A 16921-nucleotide genomic window follows, 5' to 3' on the forward strand; every position below is an offset into this window, starting at 1 on the left:
GTCTTTTCTGGGGGAGGGCCAGCCATGACCGAAGAGGGCACCGCCGTGGACACCCGTCCGACGAAGATCATGTACGTCGCCGAGGCCACAGCGCACGGCGGCCGCGACGGCTATGTCACCAGCCAGGACGGCCAGATCGAGCTCAAGGTCGCGATGCCCCCGGAACTGGGCGGCGACGGCAACGGCACCAACCCCGAACAGCTCTTCGCCGCCGGCTACAGCTCCTGCTTCCACAACGCGCTGATCCTGGTCGGCAACCGCGAGGGCTACGACCTCACCGGATCCACGGTGGCCGCCAAGGTCGGCATCGGCCCCAACAGGCACCGCGGCTACGGCCTCGCGGTCGCCCTCAGCGTCTCCCTGCCGGTGCTGGACGCCGGCATCGCGGCCAAGCTGGTCGACGCGGCGCACGACGTCTGCCCGTACTCCAACGCGACCCGCGGCAACATCGACGTCACGATCGTGCTCGGGTAGCGAGACGTCGGCCACACAACGGAATCCAAGGCCGCGCACCCGTGTTGGGATGGCTGTCGAAGGCGAACGAGCCGGTCGCCGCAACGAGACAGTCGCAGGGAGCACGGGCGTGGACGTGAACGGCACAGTGGCCGAGGGCTTCGAGCCGGTCAGGGAGGCGTTCGTACGGAACTTCGCCACGCTCGGGGAGCGGGGCGCGGCCGTCGCCGTGTACCGGGGCGGACGCAAGGTCGTCGACCTGTGGGCGGGGACGAAGGATGTCGACGGCACGGAGCCGTGGCGGCACGGCACCGCGCAGGTCGTGCGCTCGGCGACCAAGGGCGTCGCCGCCGCCGTACCCCTCCTGCTGCACCAGCGCGGGGAACTGGACCTGGACGCGCCGGTGGCCGAGTACTGGCCGGAGTTCAAGGCGCACGGCAAGGAGCGGCTGCTGGTGCGGCAGGTGCTGAACCATCGCGCCGGGCTGCCGGTCCTGGACCGCCCGCTCACGCCCGAGGAGGCGCTGGATCCGCACCGCGGCCCCGAGGCGGTGGCGGCGCAGGCGCCCGCGTGGGAGCCGGGCACCGACCACGGCTATCACGCGCTGACGTACGGCTGGCTGCTGGACGAGCTCGTGCGCCGGGTGACGGGGCGATGGGCCGGCGAGTGGCTCGCGACGGAGATCGCCGGTCCGCTGGGCCTGGATCTGTGGCTGGGGCTGCCGGAGTCGGAGGCGGGCAGGGTGGGCCGGACCGGCCGGGTGGAGGGGCCCGAGCCCGTCGGCGGACTGCGCTCGCGCCCGAAGCGCTCGGTCACCGCGGCCTACGACGACCCGGACTCCCTCACCCGCCGCGCGTTCGCCGCGATCACCCCGTTCCCCGACCAGAACGACCCCGCCTACCGCGCCGCCGCCCTCCCCGCGACGAACGGCATCGCGACGGCCGACGCCCTGGCCCGCTTCTACGCGGCGTTGATCGGCGAGGTCGACGGCGTACGGCTCTTCGACCCGGCGACGCTGGAACTGGCCCGGACCGAGGAGTCGGCCGGGCCCGACCGCGTCCTGGTGGTGGGCACCCGCTTCGGCCTCGGCTACATGCTCCACGGCACCGCGTCCCCCTTGCTGGGCCCGGGCTCCTTCGGTCACCCCGGCCGCGGCGGCGCCCTCGGCTTCGCCGACCCGGAAACGGGCATCGCGTTCGGCTACGTGACGAACGGCTTCCGCAGGACGGTCACGGCGGACCCCCGCGCGCAAGGGCTCATTCGGGCCGTGCGAACGGCACTGGCATAGACGCGGCACCGGTCGCACGGACGAGGGCGCGGGGGTCGATACAGGCGGTGCGGTCGGTGCGTCGGGTCACCGGGGTGGTCGCCGCGTCGGCCGAGGCGGGTGGGGAGCCACGTGCCTGCTCGTCGCCGTGGGCCGACGCGGGCTGCTGTCGGGCTGTCAGATGTGGATCGGGTGGGATGTGCGGCCGGACGCCTGGTCTATCTCTCCGTGTGCCTTGGTGAGCATCTGCATCGCCAGTTCGTTCAGTGCGCGGGCGCCGGCGATCTCCTCACCGACGCGTGGCTGATTGGAGTCGGTGTGGTGCCGTGTGGCGTGCCCGTGGGCCCGTACCTCGGTGCCGTCGGGGAGCCGTACCAGCGCCACCGCCCTGGTGTGCGTCTCGTCCTCCTGGAACTCCATCTCGACGTGCCATCCCACTGTGGTTCGCATCATGACGATCACCTCCGGAAGTACTGCTTCCAGGGTGCGCCTCGGAGGGCGCCGCCGACTAGTCGGGCTCGGCGAACTCCTCGGGACGCGGGGCCGGGGTGGAGCGTTTGGTGCGGGCGGGCGCGCTCAGGGCGGTGACCCGGTCGGCCAGGGCGGCGATCCGCTCGGTCGCCTCCGTCACCAGCTCGGCGCGCAGCATGCGCTGGCGGCGGTGGCCGAGCTCCAGGGTGGCCAGCGCCAAGCCCACGCCGATCAGCACAATGGCGGTCAGTGTCAGGTGGACGCGGGGCCTGCCGTCCCCGACCGCGTCGAAGGCCGCCCCGGACGCCAGGGCCAGGGCCCCGATCAGCGTCAGGCCCACGGCGTAGCCGCCGAGGAGCCAGGGGTGGTCCTCGCGCAGCCACGCCGACCGGGAGCGCCCGGCCTCGTCCCCCACCCGCCGCACCGCCGCGCGCAGGTCGTCCAGCTCCCACCGCGCCTTCTCCCGCTGCTCGCGCGAGAGCGGCGCCCGCGCCCCGGCGAGCCGCAGGTCCAGCCGCGCGATCGCCCGGCGGAGCTCGACCCGGGTCACCGGCGTGGGCAGGGTCTGCGGCCAGCGTGCCCACAGGTCGGCCTCCCGCCGGGTGATCCGGACGTGAGCGGCGGCCGTGCGCCCGCCGGCCAGCCCGAGCACCAGCAGCAGGACGAGGGCCGCGAACGCGCCCCCGTCGCCCCACGCGGACACCGCGCAGAACAGGGCGAAGACCACGAGCCCGGCGATCACCGGCCAGGTCTGCCGGATGTACGTACGGTGCTTGACCGTGTGCAGTTCACGCTCCCACCGGTCGACGGAACGCCGCAGCGGAAAGCGGACCATGGCCACGCCGACGAGCGCCGCGCACAGCACCAGACAGCAGGCCAGCGCGCCGTACAGGGTCCAGGGCAGGTCGCCCCGTCGGTACCAGCCCTGGTCGATGGGCAGTGCGGGGACCGTGAGCAGCAGGGCGCAGCAGAGCAGCGCCGTGACCGCGGCCGGCCGGCGGCCCGGCCGGTACCCCGGCTGCGGCGGCGGGACGGGCCGCCAGGTCCGGGACACCTCGGTCTCCAGGACAGCAGTCAGCTCCGCCAGGTCGGCGTCGAAGCGGGCGGTGCGCAGGAACTGGGCGTTGCGGTGGGCCAGGTCACGGATGGGTTCGGGGAGGTGGTCGGGTCTCGGCGGGGTGGCACCGTCCAGCAGCAGGGGGATGACGGTCCTGCCGGTGTGCAGGGCCTGGTCGATCTCCCGGCGGACCCAGTCCGTCCCGTCGTCCAGCCGCCGCTCGCCGGCCTCGCCCCGCGCGTCCGCCCAGCCCCGGTGCACCACGACGAGCAGCACCTCGCAGTCCGCCACCCGCTCCCGCAGTGTGTCCGGGTACCGCTGCCCCGGCACGATCGAGACAACGTCCCGGAAAACCTGGTCCTCGCCGAAATGATGTTCGAGTCGGTCGTACAGTTCCCGCACGACGTCTTCGTGATCGCCCCTGCGGTAGTTGATGAAGATGCCGCCCACGCCGCACACCCTAGGACCTGTCCGGAGCGACCGGGAGGCTGCATGAACGCCCGTGAACAGGCTTGCCCCTTCTGCGAGATCGCCGCCGGCACCGGCAAGGCGCGGATGGTCTACGAGGATGCGCACACCCTCGCCTTCTTCCCGCTGGCGCCCGCCACGCGGGGGCACACGCTGGTCGTGCCCAGGGCGCACGCGGCGGACCTGTGGGCGATGGGCGAGACGGATGCCCAACACCTGTTCCGGACCGTGATGGTGGTGGGCAGGGCGCTGCGCACGGTCCTCGGGCCCGACGGCATGAACGTCATCAACTCCGCGGGCGCGGCGGCCACCCAGACGGTGTTCCACACCCATGTGCATCTCGTGCCGCGCCGGCCCGGGGACGCGATGGGTCCCATCTGGCCGGCGAAAGGCACGGGTTTCCGTGCGGGTTCCCCGGGCGAGGACGCCTCCGCCGACGCGCTCGCCGCCCGTCTCTGCGCGGCGATCGGCGGCTCGGAGCAGTGAGTTCAGCGGGCGCGGCGGTGAGTTCGCGGGTTCACCGGGTGAGGACGACGACGGCGAGGTCGGCGAGCAGCAGGGGCGTGTAGAACAGCAGCAGCGTCGGCGTCAGCCAGACCTCCGGCCAGGGCATCCGCGCCAGATACGGCCCCACGTCCATGGACAGCACCTCGACCGTGCTGCCGGGGCGCCGGGCGTCGTCGTAGAGCCGGCGGTAGGCCCTTTCCTGGCGCAGGAAGAAGCAGTCCAGGTACCAGAAGCAGAGCAGCGGCACCACGCCGACGGTCGCGAGCTGCCAGCTGAACCGGCCGGCGGAGAGCGCGAGCAGCCCTGCGGCCAGGGTCAGCGACCAGCCCTTCACGAGGAACGAGTTGGTCCCGAGGCGCGCGACGGTCGCCTGGATGAACTCCAGCTGCTTGATCCGGTCCGCGTCCAGCGGCACCCTGCCGCCGGCCTCCGCGTCCGACCCCTCGCTCAGCGCCGTCACAGGCCTGCCCCCTCGGTGCACTGTCGCCGCAACGATCATAGTGCGGGCGCAAAGACCACAACTCGGGATCAGTGAGACTCGGCACACTCGCTTCGGTGACCGCCTTCGCCCTGCTTCCATGGAGATGTCGCGTTCCGCGGAGATGTCGCGCGCCGGACCTGGCCCCGCCGCCACCGCCACGTCTCCCGTTCACCGCCCTGGGCCACATCGAGGACATGCGCTGCTGCTTCTCCGCCCACCTCCCCGCCCTCGCGGCCCTGTCGGCCTTCCCCGGCCCCTGCGAGGTGCTGCGCTCCGGTGCCCGCCTCGCCCCCGCCCTGCTGCGCACCGCTTCCGCCGCCGTGCAGCGGGCGCGCTCCCATCACCCCGACGACCTGACCGCGGTCAACCTGGAACTGGTCACGCTCACCGAGGACAGCGCCGTCGTCACCTGGTACACCGGCATCCCGGGCACCAACGACGGGCTGGGCCACCCGCTCCCCGCGATCACCGAGGGTGAGGTCGTCTACGGCACCCACCCCTCCCGGCTCAACCGCACCGCCTCCGAGGGCCGGCCCACCGCCCACCACCAGGTCGAGCTCACGGACCTGGAGCCGGGGCAGACGTACTACTACCAGGCCCGCTCACGCGGCGTGGCCGCCACGCCCACCCCGCTCCACCTGGTGCGCGGCAACGCCGTGGGCACGTCGACGTTCGGCCTCGGCACGAGCGGCGGGCCCTACTCCTTCACCACCCCGCAGCCGCCGCCCGGCCGGCATCTGCTGTCGATCGCGCTCTGCAACGACCTGCACCTCGGCGAGACCACCGCGGGCCTCGTCGGCGGCCTGCCCCTGCCGCGCGGCGTCTCGCAGCAGCCGGGGCGCGCCCCGTATCCGGAGATCATGAGCCGGGCGCTGGTCGAGGAGGCCCGGCGGCGCGGGGCGGACGTGCTGCTGGCCGGGGGCGACATCTCGGCCGGCGGGGCGGCCCACGACCTCGGCGAGGCCCGGCGGATCCTGGACGGCTTCGGCACGCACGGGCGGGACTACTTCGTCGTACGCGGCAACCACGACCGCGCCGGGACCGATCTCGACGGGGACAACGCCTTCCACGACACCTTCCACAACACGTTCCGCACCGCCTTCCACGCCGCTTTCCAGGGCGGTGACGGCCCCGGATACTTCGCCCACGACCTCGGCGGGCTGCGGATCATCGGCCTCGACACCTACGTCAAGACCGGCAACGGCGCCGACGCGGGCGGGCTCGGGGCCGAGCAACTGTCGTGGTTCCGGGCGCGTCTGAGGGAGGCGCCGGACCAGCCGACGCTGGTGTTCGGCCACCATCCGCTGACCGTGAGGGACTCGGTGTTCCCGGTGACCCGCGGCCAGTGCCTGGAGCGCCGTCAGGCTCGCGCGCTGCTCGACGCCTATGCGCAGGCCCCCGGCGTCTTCCTCCACCACGCGGGTCACACGCACCGCAACAAGCGCACCGTGCTGCCGCGGGCCCCGCACGTCACCCAGCAGGAGGTCGCCGCCGCCAAGGAGTACCCCGGCGGCTTCGCTCTCCTGCGTATCCACTCCGGCGGCTACGCCCTCAACCACTACAAGGCCGACGCCCCGGCGGCCCGTCAGTGGAACGAGCGCAGCCGCCGGGTCGCCGCGGGCCTGTGGCCGCACCACGCCCTGGGCCGCTCGGTCACCGACCGCAACAGCATGAGCGTGCACGACCTGTCGGGCGTCGCCCAGCGGGAACTACAGGCCGTGATGAGCGCGCGACCTTGAGTGACCGTAGCATCGGAGCATGGCGACCCTCTGGGAGCTCATGCGGGACTGCATCCCCGACGACCACGCCCGCCAGGTCACCTCGCGCTACTACCTCGACGAGGTGATGGGCGCCCCGGGCGCCCCCGGGCTGGTCGTCGATCTGGGATGCGGCCGCGGCACCTCGGCCGAGCTCTTCCGCAAGCACGACCCGCAGGTGCGGTGGCTCGGCGTGGACATCCGCGACTCACCGGAGGCCGGACAGCGCCCGCCCGGCGGTGCCCCCGTGCTGCACTACGACGGCGTCCACCTGCCCCTCGGCTCGGACTCGCTCCCGCTGATCTACTCGCACCAGGTCTTCGAACATGTCGCCCGCCCGCGCGAACTGCTCGCGGAGATCGCCCGGGTGCTGCAGCCCGGTGGGCTTTTCATCGGATCAACATCCCAGTTGGAGCCGTACCACTCCTTCAGCCTGTGGAACTACACCCCGTACGGCTTCCGCGTGCTGGTCGAGGAGGCGGGGCTCACGCTGGAGGAGATCCGGCCCTCGCTCGACGGAGTGGCCCTGGTCATGCGGAGCTACCTGGGCCGGCCGGCCGAGTACAGCCGCTACTGGGACGAACAGTCCCCGCTGAACACCGAGATCGACCGGTGGGGGAAACAGGAGCGCCGCAGAACGGCCTTGGTGAACCTGCGGAAGCTCACGTACTGCGGTCAGTTCGCCTTCCGGGTCGGCAAAGATCGCAAAACTCGGCGCGCCGCGGGATGATTTGGGGCATTTCTTACATAATCCCCCTTAATCGTAAGGGCTCACCCCTCACGCATTGCATCCACCTCACTCCACCGGAGATGACATGCACAAGCTTCGCAAGGCCGCTGTCCTGGTCGCCGCCCTCAGCAGTGTCGCGCTCGTGGGCGCGGGCTCGGCCCACGCCCACGGCGGGGGCAACGACGTCAAGGTCCAGCAGAGCACCAGCTGCAAGTCCCACGACCTGAACCTCGACGTCCTCGGCATCGTCGGGGTCCTCAACGGCGTCCTGGGCAACGGGCTCAACGGCGAGGGCAACTCGGGCGGCCAGGCCAACCACCTCGGTTCGACGATGGGCTGCAACAACAGCGCCTTCGACCGCTGACGTCCGACCACCTGAGCGCATGAGCGCCTGACCGGCGAGGAAGCCCCGGCCGACGGCCGGGGCTTCCTAACTCGCGTGCAGCATCATGCCGATCCCCACGACCAGCAGCGCCGCGGCAGCGATCCGGGGCGCCCCGAAGCTCTCCTTGAAGAAGACGGCCCCGATCGCGGCCCCCACGATGATCGACGACTCCCGCAGGGCCGCGATCGGGGCCAGTTCGGCCTTCGTCTGCGCCCACAGGACGAGCCCGTACGCGGCGACGGACAACGCCGCACCCAGCAGCCCGACGCCGGCGAACGGCCGCAGCACGGCGACGGTCTCCCGCCGCCGGCGCCGGACGGCGTACGCCGGGATCACGAGGCCCTCGGCCATCATCAGCCAGGCGACATAGCCGAGGGACGACCCCGAGGCCCGTACGCCCAGCCCGTCGAGGACGGTGTACGCCGCGATGCTCAGCCCGGTCGCCAACGCCGCGCCGATCGCCGCCCAGTTGGGCCGGTGCCCGCGCAGCCCCCACAGGGCGACGCCGGTGAGGCCCGCGCAGGACAGGGCGATCCCCGCGGCCGCCCACCCGTCCGGCACCTCGTGCGCGACGAAGGCGGCGAGTACGGCGACGACGAGCGGCGCGGTGCCGCGCGCGATGGGGTAGGCCTGCCCGAAGTCGCCGAGCCGGAACGACTTCATCAACAGCACGTAGTAGACGACGTGGACGAGGGCCGACGCGAGGAGATACGGCCACGCCCGCGCCGCGGGGAACGCGGCGAACGGCGCGAGGACGGCGCCGATCAGCGCTCCGCCGCCCGCGATCAGCGTGAAGGCGACCAGCTTGTCGGTGATCTTGTGGGCGATGGCGTTCCAACTGGCGTGCGTGACGGCCGCCAGCAGGACGGCGGTGGTGACGAGCGGCGTCACGAAGTCTGCTCGCGCACGTCCACGAGGGCGGCACCGGCGCGCGCGGCAAGTGCCTTGGGTTCCATGGGGAAGACGGTGTGCGGCGTGCCGGCGGCGGCCCACACCACGTCGTGGTCCAGCAGCGACCGGTCGGCGAGCACGCGCGTCTTCGTACGGTGCCCGAAGGGCGGTACGCCCCCGATGGCGTACCCGGTGGTCTCCCGTACGACATCGGCCTTGGCCCGCGTGACCTTCTGCGCCCCGAGCTCCTGCCGCACCCGCTCGACATCGACCCGGGAGGCCCCGTCCATGAGCACCAGCACCGGCACCCCGTCGGCGGCGAAGATGAGCGACTTGCAGATCTGGCTGAGCTCGCACCCGATCGCGGCGGCGGCCTCGGCGGCGGTACGGGTCGCGTCCGGGAAGCGGCGGATCTCCGCGTGCAGTTCACCGAGCCCCAGCTCTTCGAGGGCGGCGGCGAAACGGGGGTGGGCTCCGGAGCCCTCGGCGTCAGTGGCGGCTGTCGCAGTCATGCACGGCACGCTAGCGGTACGTGCAGGAGGCACGCGAGCGGATTGTGGCGTCATTGCGCCAGGTCAGAGAAGGGCGGTTCGGGGAAACCGGACCCTCTATAGGATCAGCGAAGTTCGGAATCACTCACCAGAAAAACAGGGGGAAGAGCCATGCGCAGAATTGCCAGGCTGGGAACGGTGGGGGCCGGCGCGGCCCTTCTGCTCGGGGCGATGTCCAGCGTGTCGTATGCCGCCGGATACGTCGACCCGAAGTCGAGCTGCGCGAGTTCGGAGCAGGACGCGGGCGGTGTGGACTGCCGGGTGCAGTTCTACACGGACAGCAATTACAACGTCTATTCCGCCCTGAGCTGGTTCGACGCCTACGGCGAGGAACTCGGCGCCTGGGACCAGGCCACGGACGGCCGCGGTTCCTATTCCAAGGCCACCTGGACCGTCAGCGGCACGACGCACACGGCCGAGGTGTACGCCACCGGCGGCGTGGGCGACCTGAAGACCAAGGACCTCAGCATCCCCGAGGGAGTCAGGGTCACCCTGAAGGCCTGCCAGACGGACAACGGCGGCCTCTACAACTGCCATTCACGCACTGCCACTGCTTGAGCACTGCCACTGCTTCAGCACTGCTGCTACTCAAATACCACTCAAAACAAAACGGGGAGGCTTACGTGCGCAAATTCGCCCGTCTGGGAATTGTCGGGGCCAGTGCGGCCATGCTGCTCGGAGCCATGAGCGGGACGTCGTTCGCGTGGACGATGCCGATGTATCTCTGCGAGGGTTCGGAAAAGGACGCGGGTGGCGTCGACTGCGCGGTCCGCTTCTATACCGACAACTCCTACCTCGTAGACGCCGGGGTGGCGTCCTTCTACGCCTACGACGAGATCCTGACCGCCTGGGACCAGGAAAAGGACGGGCTCGGCGTCTACGTCAAGGCCTCTTGGACATCCGGCGGAACCTCCCATTCCAGGGAGGTCGCGGCCGTCAACGGCTCGGGGGACGTCGACTCCGCCAACCTCGACATCCCCGAGGGCACCAAGGTCACCGTCAAGGCCTGCCAGCGGCAGAGCGGGGAGATCCACAACTGCCTGACCGTGACGGCGACGGCCTGACCTGCCGACGACCGACCACACCGAAGGGCGCCCCACGCGCAGTGGGGCGCCCTTCACCATCAGTTCGGCATCCGACGCGTCCTCAGACCCGGACCACCTCCCGGTCCTGGTCCGAGCCCTTGTTCCTGCCCCTGCCGTCCGCCTCCGCGCGCAGTCCCTCGCCCTCCACGTCCACGTTCGGCAGGGCGCGGTCCAGCCACTTCGGCAGCCACCAGGCCCGCTTGCCCAGCAGTGCCAGGACCGCCGGGACGATCGCCATCCGCACGACGAACGCGTCGAAGAAGACCGCGATCGCGAGGCCGAAGCCGATCATCTTGACCATGGACTCGGACGAGCCGATGAAGCCGGCGAAGACCGCCATCATGATCACCGCAGCGGCCGTGACGACCCGGGCGCCGTGCTTGAAGCCGGTCACCACCGCCTGGCTCGGCTTCTCTCCGTGGACGTATGCCTCGCGCATCCGCGTCACGAGGAACACCTCGTAGTCCATCGCCAGGCCGAAGACCACGCCGACCATGAAGATCGGCATCATGGACATCACCGGGCCGGTCTCCTCCACGCCCATGAGATCCGCGAGCCAGCCCCACTGGAAGACCGCGACCACCGCGCCGAGGGCCGCCATCACGCTCAGCAGGAAGCCGAGCGCCGCCTTCAGCGGGACCAGGATCGAGCGGAAGACGACGATCAACAGCAGGAACGCCAGGCCGACCACCAGGGCCAGATACGGCAGCAGCGCGTCGTTCAGCTTCTGCGAGACGTCGATGTTCATCGCCGTCGTGCCGGTGACCAGCACGTTCGCATCCGTGTCGGCCTTCACCTGCGCGCCCTTGTCGCGGATGGCGTGCACGAGGTCCTCCGTCGTCACCGACGACGGCTTGGCGTCCGGGATCACCGTGATCGTCGCTGTGTCGCCCGCCTTGTTGGGCGCCGCGGGCGTCACGGTCACGACGTTCTTCAGGTCCTCGATGTCGTCGCCGACCTGGCTGAACACGGCGTCCGGGTCGCCGCTGCCCTTCGCGTCGACGACGACCATCAGCGGGCCGTTGAAACCGGGCCCGAAGCCGTCGGAGAGCAGGTCGTACGCGCGGCGCTGGGTCGTGGACGTCGGCTGCGAACCGTCGTCGCCCAGGCCCAGTTCCAGGGAGGCCGCGGGGACGGCGGCCGCACCCAGGCCCACGACACCCAGCATCAGCACGGCGATCGGGCGGCGCACGACGAAGCTCGCCCAGCGCGTGCCCATGTTCGGCCTGGCCCTGCCGGAGGCCGCCTTCCTCGCGGCCCGGTTGCCGCCCATCCACCGGCTCTTCCTCCCGGCGGGCTGCACCTTCCTGCCGGCGTATCCGAGCAGCGCCGGGATCATCGTCAGCGCGATCAGCACCGCGATCACGACCGTGCCGGCCGCCGCGATGCCCATCTTCGTCAGCATCGGGATGTTGACGACCGACAGGCCGACCAGCGCGATCACGACCGTCAGGCCCGCGAAGACCACCGCCGAGCCCGCGGTGCCGACGGCCCGGCCGGCCGCCTCCTCGCGCTCACGGCCCTCGGCCAGCTCGGCGCGGTAGCGCGAGACGATGAACAGGGCGTAGTCGATGCCGACCGCGAGGCCGATCATCATCGCCAGCGTCGAGGTCGTGGAGCCCAGGTCCAGCGCGTTCGCCAGGGCGGTGATCGTCGAGATGCCGATACCGACGCCGATCAGGGCGGTCAGCAGCGGGAGCCCTGCCGCGATCAGTGAGCCGAAGGTGATGACGAGCACGACCGCGGCGACCGCGATGCCGATGATCTCGGTGCTGCCGGTCTCGGGTGCCGCCTGGAGGGCGTCACCGCCGACCTCCACGGTCAGCCCGGCGTCCCGCGCGTCCTGCGCGGCATCCTGAAGGGCCTCGCGGGAGGCGTCCTTCAGCTCCATGCCGGAGACGTCGTACCGCACCGACGCATACGCGATCGTGCCGTCCTTGCTGACGGCCTTCGCGGTGTACGGGTCGGCGACGGAAGCCACCTCGGAGCCGTCGGACAGTTCGTCGACGGTCTTCTCGACGGTCGCCTTGTTGGCGGCGTCCGTCATCTTCTCGCCCTGCGGCGCCTTGAAGACGACCCGGGCGGTGGCGCCGTCGGCACTCATGCCGGGGAAGCGCTGTTCCAGCAGGTCGAAGGCCTTCTGCGCCTCGGTGCCGGGGATCGAGAAGGACGTGGACCCCGCGGAGGGCGCGCCGGCCGCGCCCACACCGGCCAGGGTGAGCAGCGCGACCCATATCAGGGCGACGAAATGGCGTCGCCTGAAGGCGAGCCTGCCGAGTTTGTACAGGAATGTGGCCACGAGGGCGTCTCCCGGTCAGTCGTGGGGTTGTTTCAGGGCAGGGGTGATCAGCCCGACGACGTGAGCGGTTACGTCAGGTGGAGGGCTTGCTTGAGGGAACCGTCGGCCGGGGGGACGAGGGGACTCGTCAGCTGACGGGTGCGCCGAGGGCGGGGAGGACCACGGCGTCGATGTACGAGGTGAGGAAGGCCCGCGTCGGCGGCCTCTCGTCGAGGATCGTGCAGGTGACGAACGCGCCGAGCATCATGTGCACCACGAAGTCCAGCGCCGGGCAGTCCGGCCGGACCTCGCCCCGGTCGACGGCGCGCTGCAGCACATGGCGGAATGCCGCGATCTCCGGCTCGACGATCTGGCTCCGGAACTCCCGGTGCAGGTCCGGGTTCGCGTGCATGGCCATGGCCAGCCCGCGCATCAGCGCGCTGTTCTGCTCCATCTCGGCGTCGTCCACATGCGCCATGAGCGCGTGGAAGTCGCCGCGGAGCGACCCGGTGTCGACCCCGTCGATGTCCTTGCCGGGCTTGGTGTGCCGGATGGCCTTCACCACCAGCTCGGCCTTGCCGCCCCACTGGCGGTAGAGCGTCGCCTTGCTGGACCGGGTGCGGGTGGCCACGGCGTCCATGGTGAGGGCGTCGTAGCCGACTTCTCGGAGCAGGTCGAGCACGGCCTCGTACAACTCGGCCTCGCGCTCGGGAGTGATACGACTGCGACGCGGCGCTGCGACCTCAGTCATGACCCTCTCCGCCTTCCCGCTCCGAACGACACGGTTTCGTACACGACGAATGTACCCCACCCTCTAGCGAAACGAAACGGTTTCGTTCGTGTCCTGGGTCACGCGCCGACCCGCGCCCCCGATGGCCGACCTGTTATGGCACGACTTGCCCCCATCCGCCCCCGGGCAAAGCATGGGGAGGTGAGCTACCTGCGCCTACCGCATCTGAGCGGCGAACTGCTGTGCTTCGTGGCCGAGGACGACCTGTGGCTGGCCCCGCTGGACCGGCCGGGCCGCGCCTGGCGGCTCACCGTGGACCGCACCAAGATCGGCCACCCCCGCTTCTCCCCCGACGGCCGCCACATCGCGTACACGAGCTGGCGCAGCCTGGGCCCCGAGATCCACCTGGTCCCCGTGGACGGCGGCCCGGGCAGACAGCTGACTCACTGGGGGTCGCCGGACACCCAGGTGTGCGGCTTCACACCCGACGGCATCATCCTGGCCGTCGCCTCCCACGGCGAGCCCTTCTCCCACTTCACCTGGTCCTACAAGGTCAGCCTCGGCGGCGACCCCGGCCGCAAGCTGCCCTGGGGGCCGTGCTCCGACATCCAGGTCGCCGACCTCGACGGCGAGCGCAAGACGCTCCTGCTGACCGGCACCCCACCGCACGAACCGGCCGCCTGGAAGCGCTACCGGGGCGGCGCCACCGGCCGCCTCTGGCTGCACGGCGAGCGCCTGCTGGCGGACATCGGCGGCCACTTCCACTCACCCATGTTCGTCGGCGGCCGGATCGCGTTCCTCTGCGACCACGAGGGCGTCGGCAACCTCTACTCGTGCGCCTACGACGGCTCCGACCTGCGCCGCCACACCGACCACGACGCCTTCTACGCCCGGCACGCCTCCAGTGACGGCACCCGGGTGGTGTACCAGTGCGCGGGCGACCTGTGGATCGTGGACGACCTCGCCGCGGACAGCAAGCCGCGCAAACTCGAAGTACGGCTGAGCGGGCCGCGCGCCGGCCGCCGTACGTACCAGGTGCCGGCCGCCCAGCACGTCGACGGCGTCTCCGTCGACGAGACGGGCCGCGCGAGCGCCGTGGTCGTACGGGGCAGCCTCTACTGGCTCACCCACCGGGACGGCCCGGCCCGCACGATCACCGACACGCCCGGCGTACGGATCCGGCTCCCGGAGATGCTCGGCTCGTCCGGGCAGGTCGCCTATGTGACGGACGCGGAGGGCGAGGACGCCATCGAGATCGCGTATCTGCCCCGGGCGACCGGCGACCGGGAACCCCGCCGGCTGGCCTCGGGCGAACTTGGCCGCGTGCTGGAGATGGTCGCCGACCCCGAGGGCGAGCGCCTCGCCCTCGCCTCGCACGACGGACGGCTGCTCCTCATCGACGCCACTGAGGATTCCAACGGCGAGGTGACCGAGCTGATCCGGTCCATCAACGGCCCCGTACGGGACCTGGCCTTCTCCCCGGACGGGACCTGGCTGACCTGGTCCCATCCCGGAATCGGCCGTTCCCTCCGCCAGATCAAGCTGGCCCGCATAAAGGACCGCCTGATCGTCGACGTCACCAACGGCCGCTTCGAGGACGAGAACCCGGTGTTCACCCGGGACGGCCGCTACCTCGCCTTCCTCTCCTGGCGCGGCTTCGATCCGGTCTACGACGTCCACACCGGCGACCTCTCCTTCCCCCTCGGCTGCCGCCCCTACCTGGTCCCCCTGTCCTCCGCGACCCCCTCCCCCTTCGCCCTGAACCCGGAGGGCCGCCCGGCCGCCGGTGGCCTGGACCCGGTGGAGGACGAGGACGGCGGCGAGGGCGCCGCGACGACCGTGGAGATCGAGGGACTGGAGAGCCGGGTCACCCCCTTCCCGGTCGCCGCCTCCAAGTACTCCGCGCTGCACCCGGTCGCGGGCGGCGGACTGGTCTGGCTGCGCTGGCCGATCTCGGGCGCGCTGGGCGAGACGTTCGCCAACCCGGACGACATGACCGGGCGGCCGACCCTCGAACACTTCACCATCAGCAAGGCCAAGAAGTCCGAACTCGTCGACCACCTGGACTGGTTCGCGGTGAGCGGCGACGGCACCCGCCTCGTCCTGCTCGACGAGGGCGACCTGCGGGCGGTGCCCGCCACCGAGTCCGGCGACAGCGACACCACGGTGTGGATCGACGCGCGCCGCATCCTGCACGAGGTGGACCCGGCGGCGGAGTGGCGCCAGGCGTACGAGGAGGCGGGCCGGCTGATCAGGGCGTACTTCTGGGAGCCCGGCATGTGCGGCATCGACTGGGACGCGGTCCTCGCCCAGTACCGTCCCCTCGTCGACCGCGTGGCCTCCCCCGACGAGTTCGCGGACCTGCTGCGCGAGGTGCTGGGCGAACTCGGCACCTCCCACGCGTACGTCTCGGCCGCCCGCCGCAACGAGGGGCCGGCGCACTACCAGCGCTGGCAGGGCCTGCTCGGCGCCAACTTCGTCCGCAGGGACGAGGGCTGGATGGTCAAGCGCATCCTCCCCGGCGAGTCCTCCGACTCCAAGGCCCGCTCCCCGCTGGCGGGCACCGGCATCCGCGAAGGCGCGGTGCTCACCCACGTCGACGGCCGCCCCGTGGACCCGACCGCGGGCCCCTATCCCCTCCTCGCCGGCTCCGGCGGTACGACAGTGGAGCTGACCTTCACTCCGGCGGAGGGCGAGGCGGGCAGGTCACGCCGGGTCGCGGTGGTCCCCCTCATCGACGAACGCCCCCTGCGCTACCAGGACTGGGTCGCCAAACGCCGCGCCGTCGTACGGGAGTTGAGCGGCGGCCGCTGCGGCTACCTGCACATCCCCGACATGGGCGGCTCGGGCTGGGCCCAGTTCAACCGGGACCTGCGCATGGAGATGTCACGCCCCGCACTGATCGTCGACGTACGCGGCAACGCGGGCGGCCACATCAGCGAGCTGGTCGTGGAGAAACTGACCCGCACGATCCTCGGCTGGGACCTGACGAGAAACGCCCAGCCGGTGTCGTACGCCTCCAACGCCCCGCGGGGTCCGGTGGTCGCCCTGGCCGACGAGGCGACGTCCTCCGACGGCGACATGATCACGGCGGCCTTCAAGCTGCTGAAGCTGGGCCCGGTCGTCGGCCAGCGCACCTGGGGCGGAGTCGTCGGCATGACCGGCCGCCACCGCCTCGGCGACGGCACGGTGATCACGGTCCCGATGAACGCGGCGTGGTTCGACGCGTACGGCTGGAGCATCGAGAACAAGGGCGTGACTCCCGACGTGGAGGTCCTCCGCACGCCGCTGGACTGGGCGGAGGGCCGCCACGCCCAGCTGACGGACGCGGTGGAACTGGCCCTGAAGATGCTGGAGGACAACCCCCCGGCAACGCCCCCGGACTACTCCCACGTGCCGGACCGCTCAAGGCCACAATTGCCGCCGAGGAATTGAGAAAGGGCAACGCCAACGCCCTAAGGGGCGCGGGCCTGTATCGATATGCGGCTCCGCCGCGCGGGCGCGACCAGCCCCCACACAGCCGCACCCGACAACGCACCCCTCAACACAAGCCAAAACGCGGGGCACCCGCCAGGGGGCACCCCGCGTTCATCGGCTCAAGCCGAACGCAGCGGCAGGCTACCGGTCGTAGTCCTGGTCGAAGCGCTCCTCATCCTCACGGATCGACGACCGCTCAGGGTCCTCCTCGCGCTCCCGCTGGCGCCCCCGCTCGCGGGCCTGCTGCGCCTTCTGCCGCGCCTGCTCCTGCAGTCGCTCGGACTTCTCCTGGAACTGGTCCTTCATGCCCATGTGGGTTCACTCCCGTAGTGG

17 protein-coding genes are annotated in these 16921 nt (G+C 71.3%); 9 read left to right on the forward strand and 8 right to left on the reverse strand.

The features are described 5' to 3' along the window. The first annotated feature begins 24 nt into the window (after window positions 1-24). Complete coding sequence (locus ACIBU0_RS19320; protein ID WP_398819475.1) at window positions 25-474, forward strand: organic hydroperoxide resistance protein; 450 nt, start codon at window positions 25-27, stop codon at window positions 472-474. Between the two features lie 109 nt (window positions 475-583). Next, on the forward strand, window positions 584-1741 hold the full coding sequence (locus tag ACIBU0_RS19325; protein WP_398819478.1) for a serine hydrolase domain-containing protein: 1158 nt from the start codon (window positions 584-586) through the stop codon (window positions 1739-1741). Between the two features lie 156 nt (window positions 1742-1897). Here ACIBU0_RS19325 and ACIBU0_RS19330 read toward each other — a convergent pair whose 3' ends face one another. Continuing rightward, window positions 1898-2173: a DUF1876 domain-containing protein gene (locus ACIBU0_RS19330; RefSeq protein WP_398819481.1), complete on the reverse strand. Its 276-nt coding sequence runs from the start codon at window positions 2171-2173 to the stop codon at window positions 1898-1900. A 55-nt stretch (window positions 2174-2228) separates the two neighbouring features. Beyond that, window positions 2229-3698 carry a toll/interleukin-1 receptor domain-containing protein gene (locus ACIBU0_RS19335; protein ID WP_398819483.1) on the reverse strand — a complete coding sequence of 490 codons (1470 nt, stop codon included), beginning with the start codon at window positions 3696-3698 and terminating at the stop codon, window positions 2229-2231. Between the two features lie 42 nt (window positions 3699-3740). Here ACIBU0_RS19335 and ACIBU0_RS19340 point away from each other — a divergent pair, with 42 nt between their 5' ends. Further along, a complete protein-coding gene (locus tag ACIBU0_RS19340) occupies window positions 3741-4202 on the forward strand; it encodes an HIT family protein (RefSeq protein ID WP_398819486.1) in 462 nt (153 codons plus the stop codon). A gap of 31 nt (window positions 4203-4233) precedes the next feature. Here the strand turns inward: ACIBU0_RS19340 and ACIBU0_RS19345 are convergent, their stop codons facing one another. After that, window positions 4234-4683, reverse strand: a complete 450-nt coding sequence (locus ACIBU0_RS19345) for a hypothetical protein (RefSeq protein ID WP_398819489.1) — start codon at window positions 4681-4683, stop codon at window positions 4234-4236. Window positions 4684-4898: 215 nt separating this feature from the next. Between ACIBU0_RS19345 and ACIBU0_RS19350 the strand changes: the two genes are divergently transcribed. The 3 genes from ACIBU0_RS19350 (at window position 4899) to ACIBU0_RS19360 (ending at window position 7555) form a co-directional block, all read left to right on the forward strand. Continuing rightward, window positions 4899-6443 (forward strand): metallophosphoesterase, encoded by a 1545-nt coding sequence (locus ACIBU0_RS19350; RefSeq protein WP_398819492.1) that lies wholly within the window; start codon window positions 4899-4901, stop codon window positions 6441-6443. A gap of 19 nt (window positions 6444-6462) precedes the next feature. After that, window positions 6463-7191 (forward strand): class I SAM-dependent methyltransferase, encoded by a 729-nt coding sequence (locus ACIBU0_RS19355; protein WP_398819495.1) that lies wholly within the window; start codon window positions 6463-6465, stop codon window positions 7189-7191. An 85-nt stretch (window positions 7192-7276) separates the two neighbouring features. Continuing rightward, on the forward strand, window positions 7277-7555 hold the full coding sequence (locus ACIBU0_RS19360) for a hypothetical protein (protein ID WP_398819498.1): 279 nt from the start codon (window positions 7277-7279) through the stop codon (window positions 7553-7555). Between the two features lie 66 nt (window positions 7556-7621). On the opposite strand, the gene ACIBU0_RS19365 is transcribed toward ACIBU0_RS19360, so the two are convergent. After that, window positions 7622-8467, reverse strand: coding sequence for an EamA family transporter (locus ACIBU0_RS19365; RefSeq protein ID WP_398819501.1), 846 nt, complete (start codon window positions 8465-8467; stop codon window positions 7622-7624). Beyond that, entirely contained in the window at window positions 8464-8979 is a 516-nt protein-coding gene (locus ACIBU0_RS19370; RefSeq protein ID WP_398819504.1) for a YbaK/EbsC family protein, read from the reverse strand. Before ACIBU0_RS19370 ends, ACIBU0_RS19365 begins: the two co-directional genes overlap by 4 nt. A 150-nt stretch (window positions 8980-9129) precedes the next feature. Here ACIBU0_RS19370 and ACIBU0_RS19375 point away from each other — a divergent pair, with 150 nt between their 5' ends. Together ACIBU0_RS19375 and ACIBU0_RS19380 are read left to right on the forward strand one after the other, a co-directional pair. Then, on the forward strand, window positions 9130-9576 hold the full coding sequence (locus tag ACIBU0_RS19375) for a hypothetical protein (protein WP_398819506.1): 447 nt from the start codon (window positions 9130-9132) through the stop codon (window positions 9574-9576). A 110-nt stretch (window positions 9577-9686) separates the two neighbouring features. After that, window positions 9687-10082: a hypothetical protein gene (locus tag ACIBU0_RS19380; protein WP_398819509.1), complete on the forward strand. Its 396-nt coding sequence runs from the start codon at window positions 9687-9689 to the stop codon at window positions 10080-10082. 82 nt (window positions 10083-10164) lie between these two features. Here the strand turns inward: ACIBU0_RS19380 and ACIBU0_RS19385 are convergent, their stop codons facing one another. Both ACIBU0_RS19385 and ACIBU0_RS19390 read right to left on the reverse strand, forming a co-directional pair. Next, window positions 10165-12402 carry an MMPL family transporter gene (locus tag ACIBU0_RS19385; RefSeq protein WP_398819512.1) on the reverse strand — a complete coding sequence of 746 codons (2238 nt, stop codon included), beginning with the start codon at window positions 12400-12402 and terminating at the stop codon, window positions 10165-10167. Window positions 12403-12529: 127 nt separating this feature from the next. After that, on the reverse strand, window positions 12530-13132 hold the full coding sequence (locus tag ACIBU0_RS19390) for a TetR/AcrR family transcriptional regulator (protein WP_398819514.1): 603 nt from the start codon (window positions 13130-13132) through the stop codon (window positions 12530-12532). A 180-nt stretch (window positions 13133-13312) separates the two neighbouring features. Between ACIBU0_RS19390 and ACIBU0_RS19395 the strand changes: the two genes are divergently transcribed. Further along, complete coding sequence (locus tag ACIBU0_RS19395; RefSeq protein ID WP_398819517.1) at window positions 13313-16546, forward strand: S41 family peptidase; 3234 nt, start codon at window positions 13313-13315, stop codon at window positions 16544-16546. Window positions 16547-16729: 183 nt separating this feature from the next. Here the strand turns inward: ACIBU0_RS19395 and ACIBU0_RS19400 are convergent, their stop codons facing one another. After that, window positions 16730-16900 carry a hypothetical protein gene (locus tag ACIBU0_RS19400; protein ID WP_398819520.1) on the reverse strand — a complete coding sequence of 57 codons (171 nt, stop codon included), beginning with the start codon at window positions 16898-16900 and terminating at the stop codon, window positions 16730-16732. Window positions 16901-16921 lie beyond the last annotated feature (21 nt).

This window comes from Streptomyces sp. NPDC049627, assembly GCF_044465645.1.
In the GTDB taxonomy this organism is placed as follows: domain Bacteria; phylum Actinomycetota; class Actinomycetes; order Streptomycetales; family Streptomycetaceae; genus Streptomyces.

Excerpts from the sequence above, each read along its gene's own strand:
- ACIBU0_RS19320 (WP_398819475.1), top strand. The coding sequence starts at position 25 with ATGACCGAAGAGGGCACCGCCGTGGACACCCGTCCGACGAAGATCATG.
- ACIBU0_RS19330 (WP_398819481.1), bottom strand. The coding sequence starts at position 2,173 with ATGATGCGAACCACAGTGGGATGGCACGTCGAGATGGAGTTCCAGGAG.
- ACIBU0_RS19340 (WP_398819486.1), top strand. The coding sequence starts at position 3,741 with ATGAACGCCCGTGAACAGGCTTGCCCCTTCTGCGAGATCGCCGCCGGC.
- ACIBU0_RS19350 (WP_398819492.1), top strand. The coding sequence starts at position 4,899 with ATGCGCTGCTGCTTCTCCGCCCACCTCCCCGCCCTCGCGGCCCTGTCG.
- ACIBU0_RS19355 (WP_398819495.1), top strand. The coding sequence starts at position 6,463 with ATGGCGACCCTCTGGGAGCTCATGCGGGACTGCATCCCCGACGACCAC.
- ACIBU0_RS19360 (WP_398819498.1), top strand. The coding sequence starts at position 7,277 with ATGCACAAGCTTCGCAAGGCCGCTGTCCTGGTCGCCGCCCTCAGCAGT.
- ACIBU0_RS19370 (WP_398819504.1), bottom strand. The coding sequence starts at position 8,979 with ATGACTGCGACAGCCGCCACTGACGCCGAGGGCTCCGGAGCCCACCCC.
- ACIBU0_RS19375 (WP_398819506.1), top strand. The coding sequence starts at position 9,130 with ATGCGCAGAATTGCCAGGCTGGGAACGGTGGGGGCCGGCGCGGCCCTT.
- ACIBU0_RS19380 (WP_398819509.1), top strand. The coding sequence starts at position 9,687 with ATGCTGCTCGGAGCCATGAGCGGGACGTCGTTCGCGTGGACGATGCCG.
- ACIBU0_RS19390 (WP_398819514.1), bottom strand. The coding sequence starts at position 13,132 with ATGACTGAGGTCGCAGCGCCGCGTCGCAGTCGTATCACTCCCGAGCGC.
- ACIBU0_RS19400 (WP_398819520.1), bottom strand. The coding sequence starts at position 16,900 with ATGGGCATGAAGGACCAGTTCCAGGAGAAGTCCGAGCGACTGCAGGAG.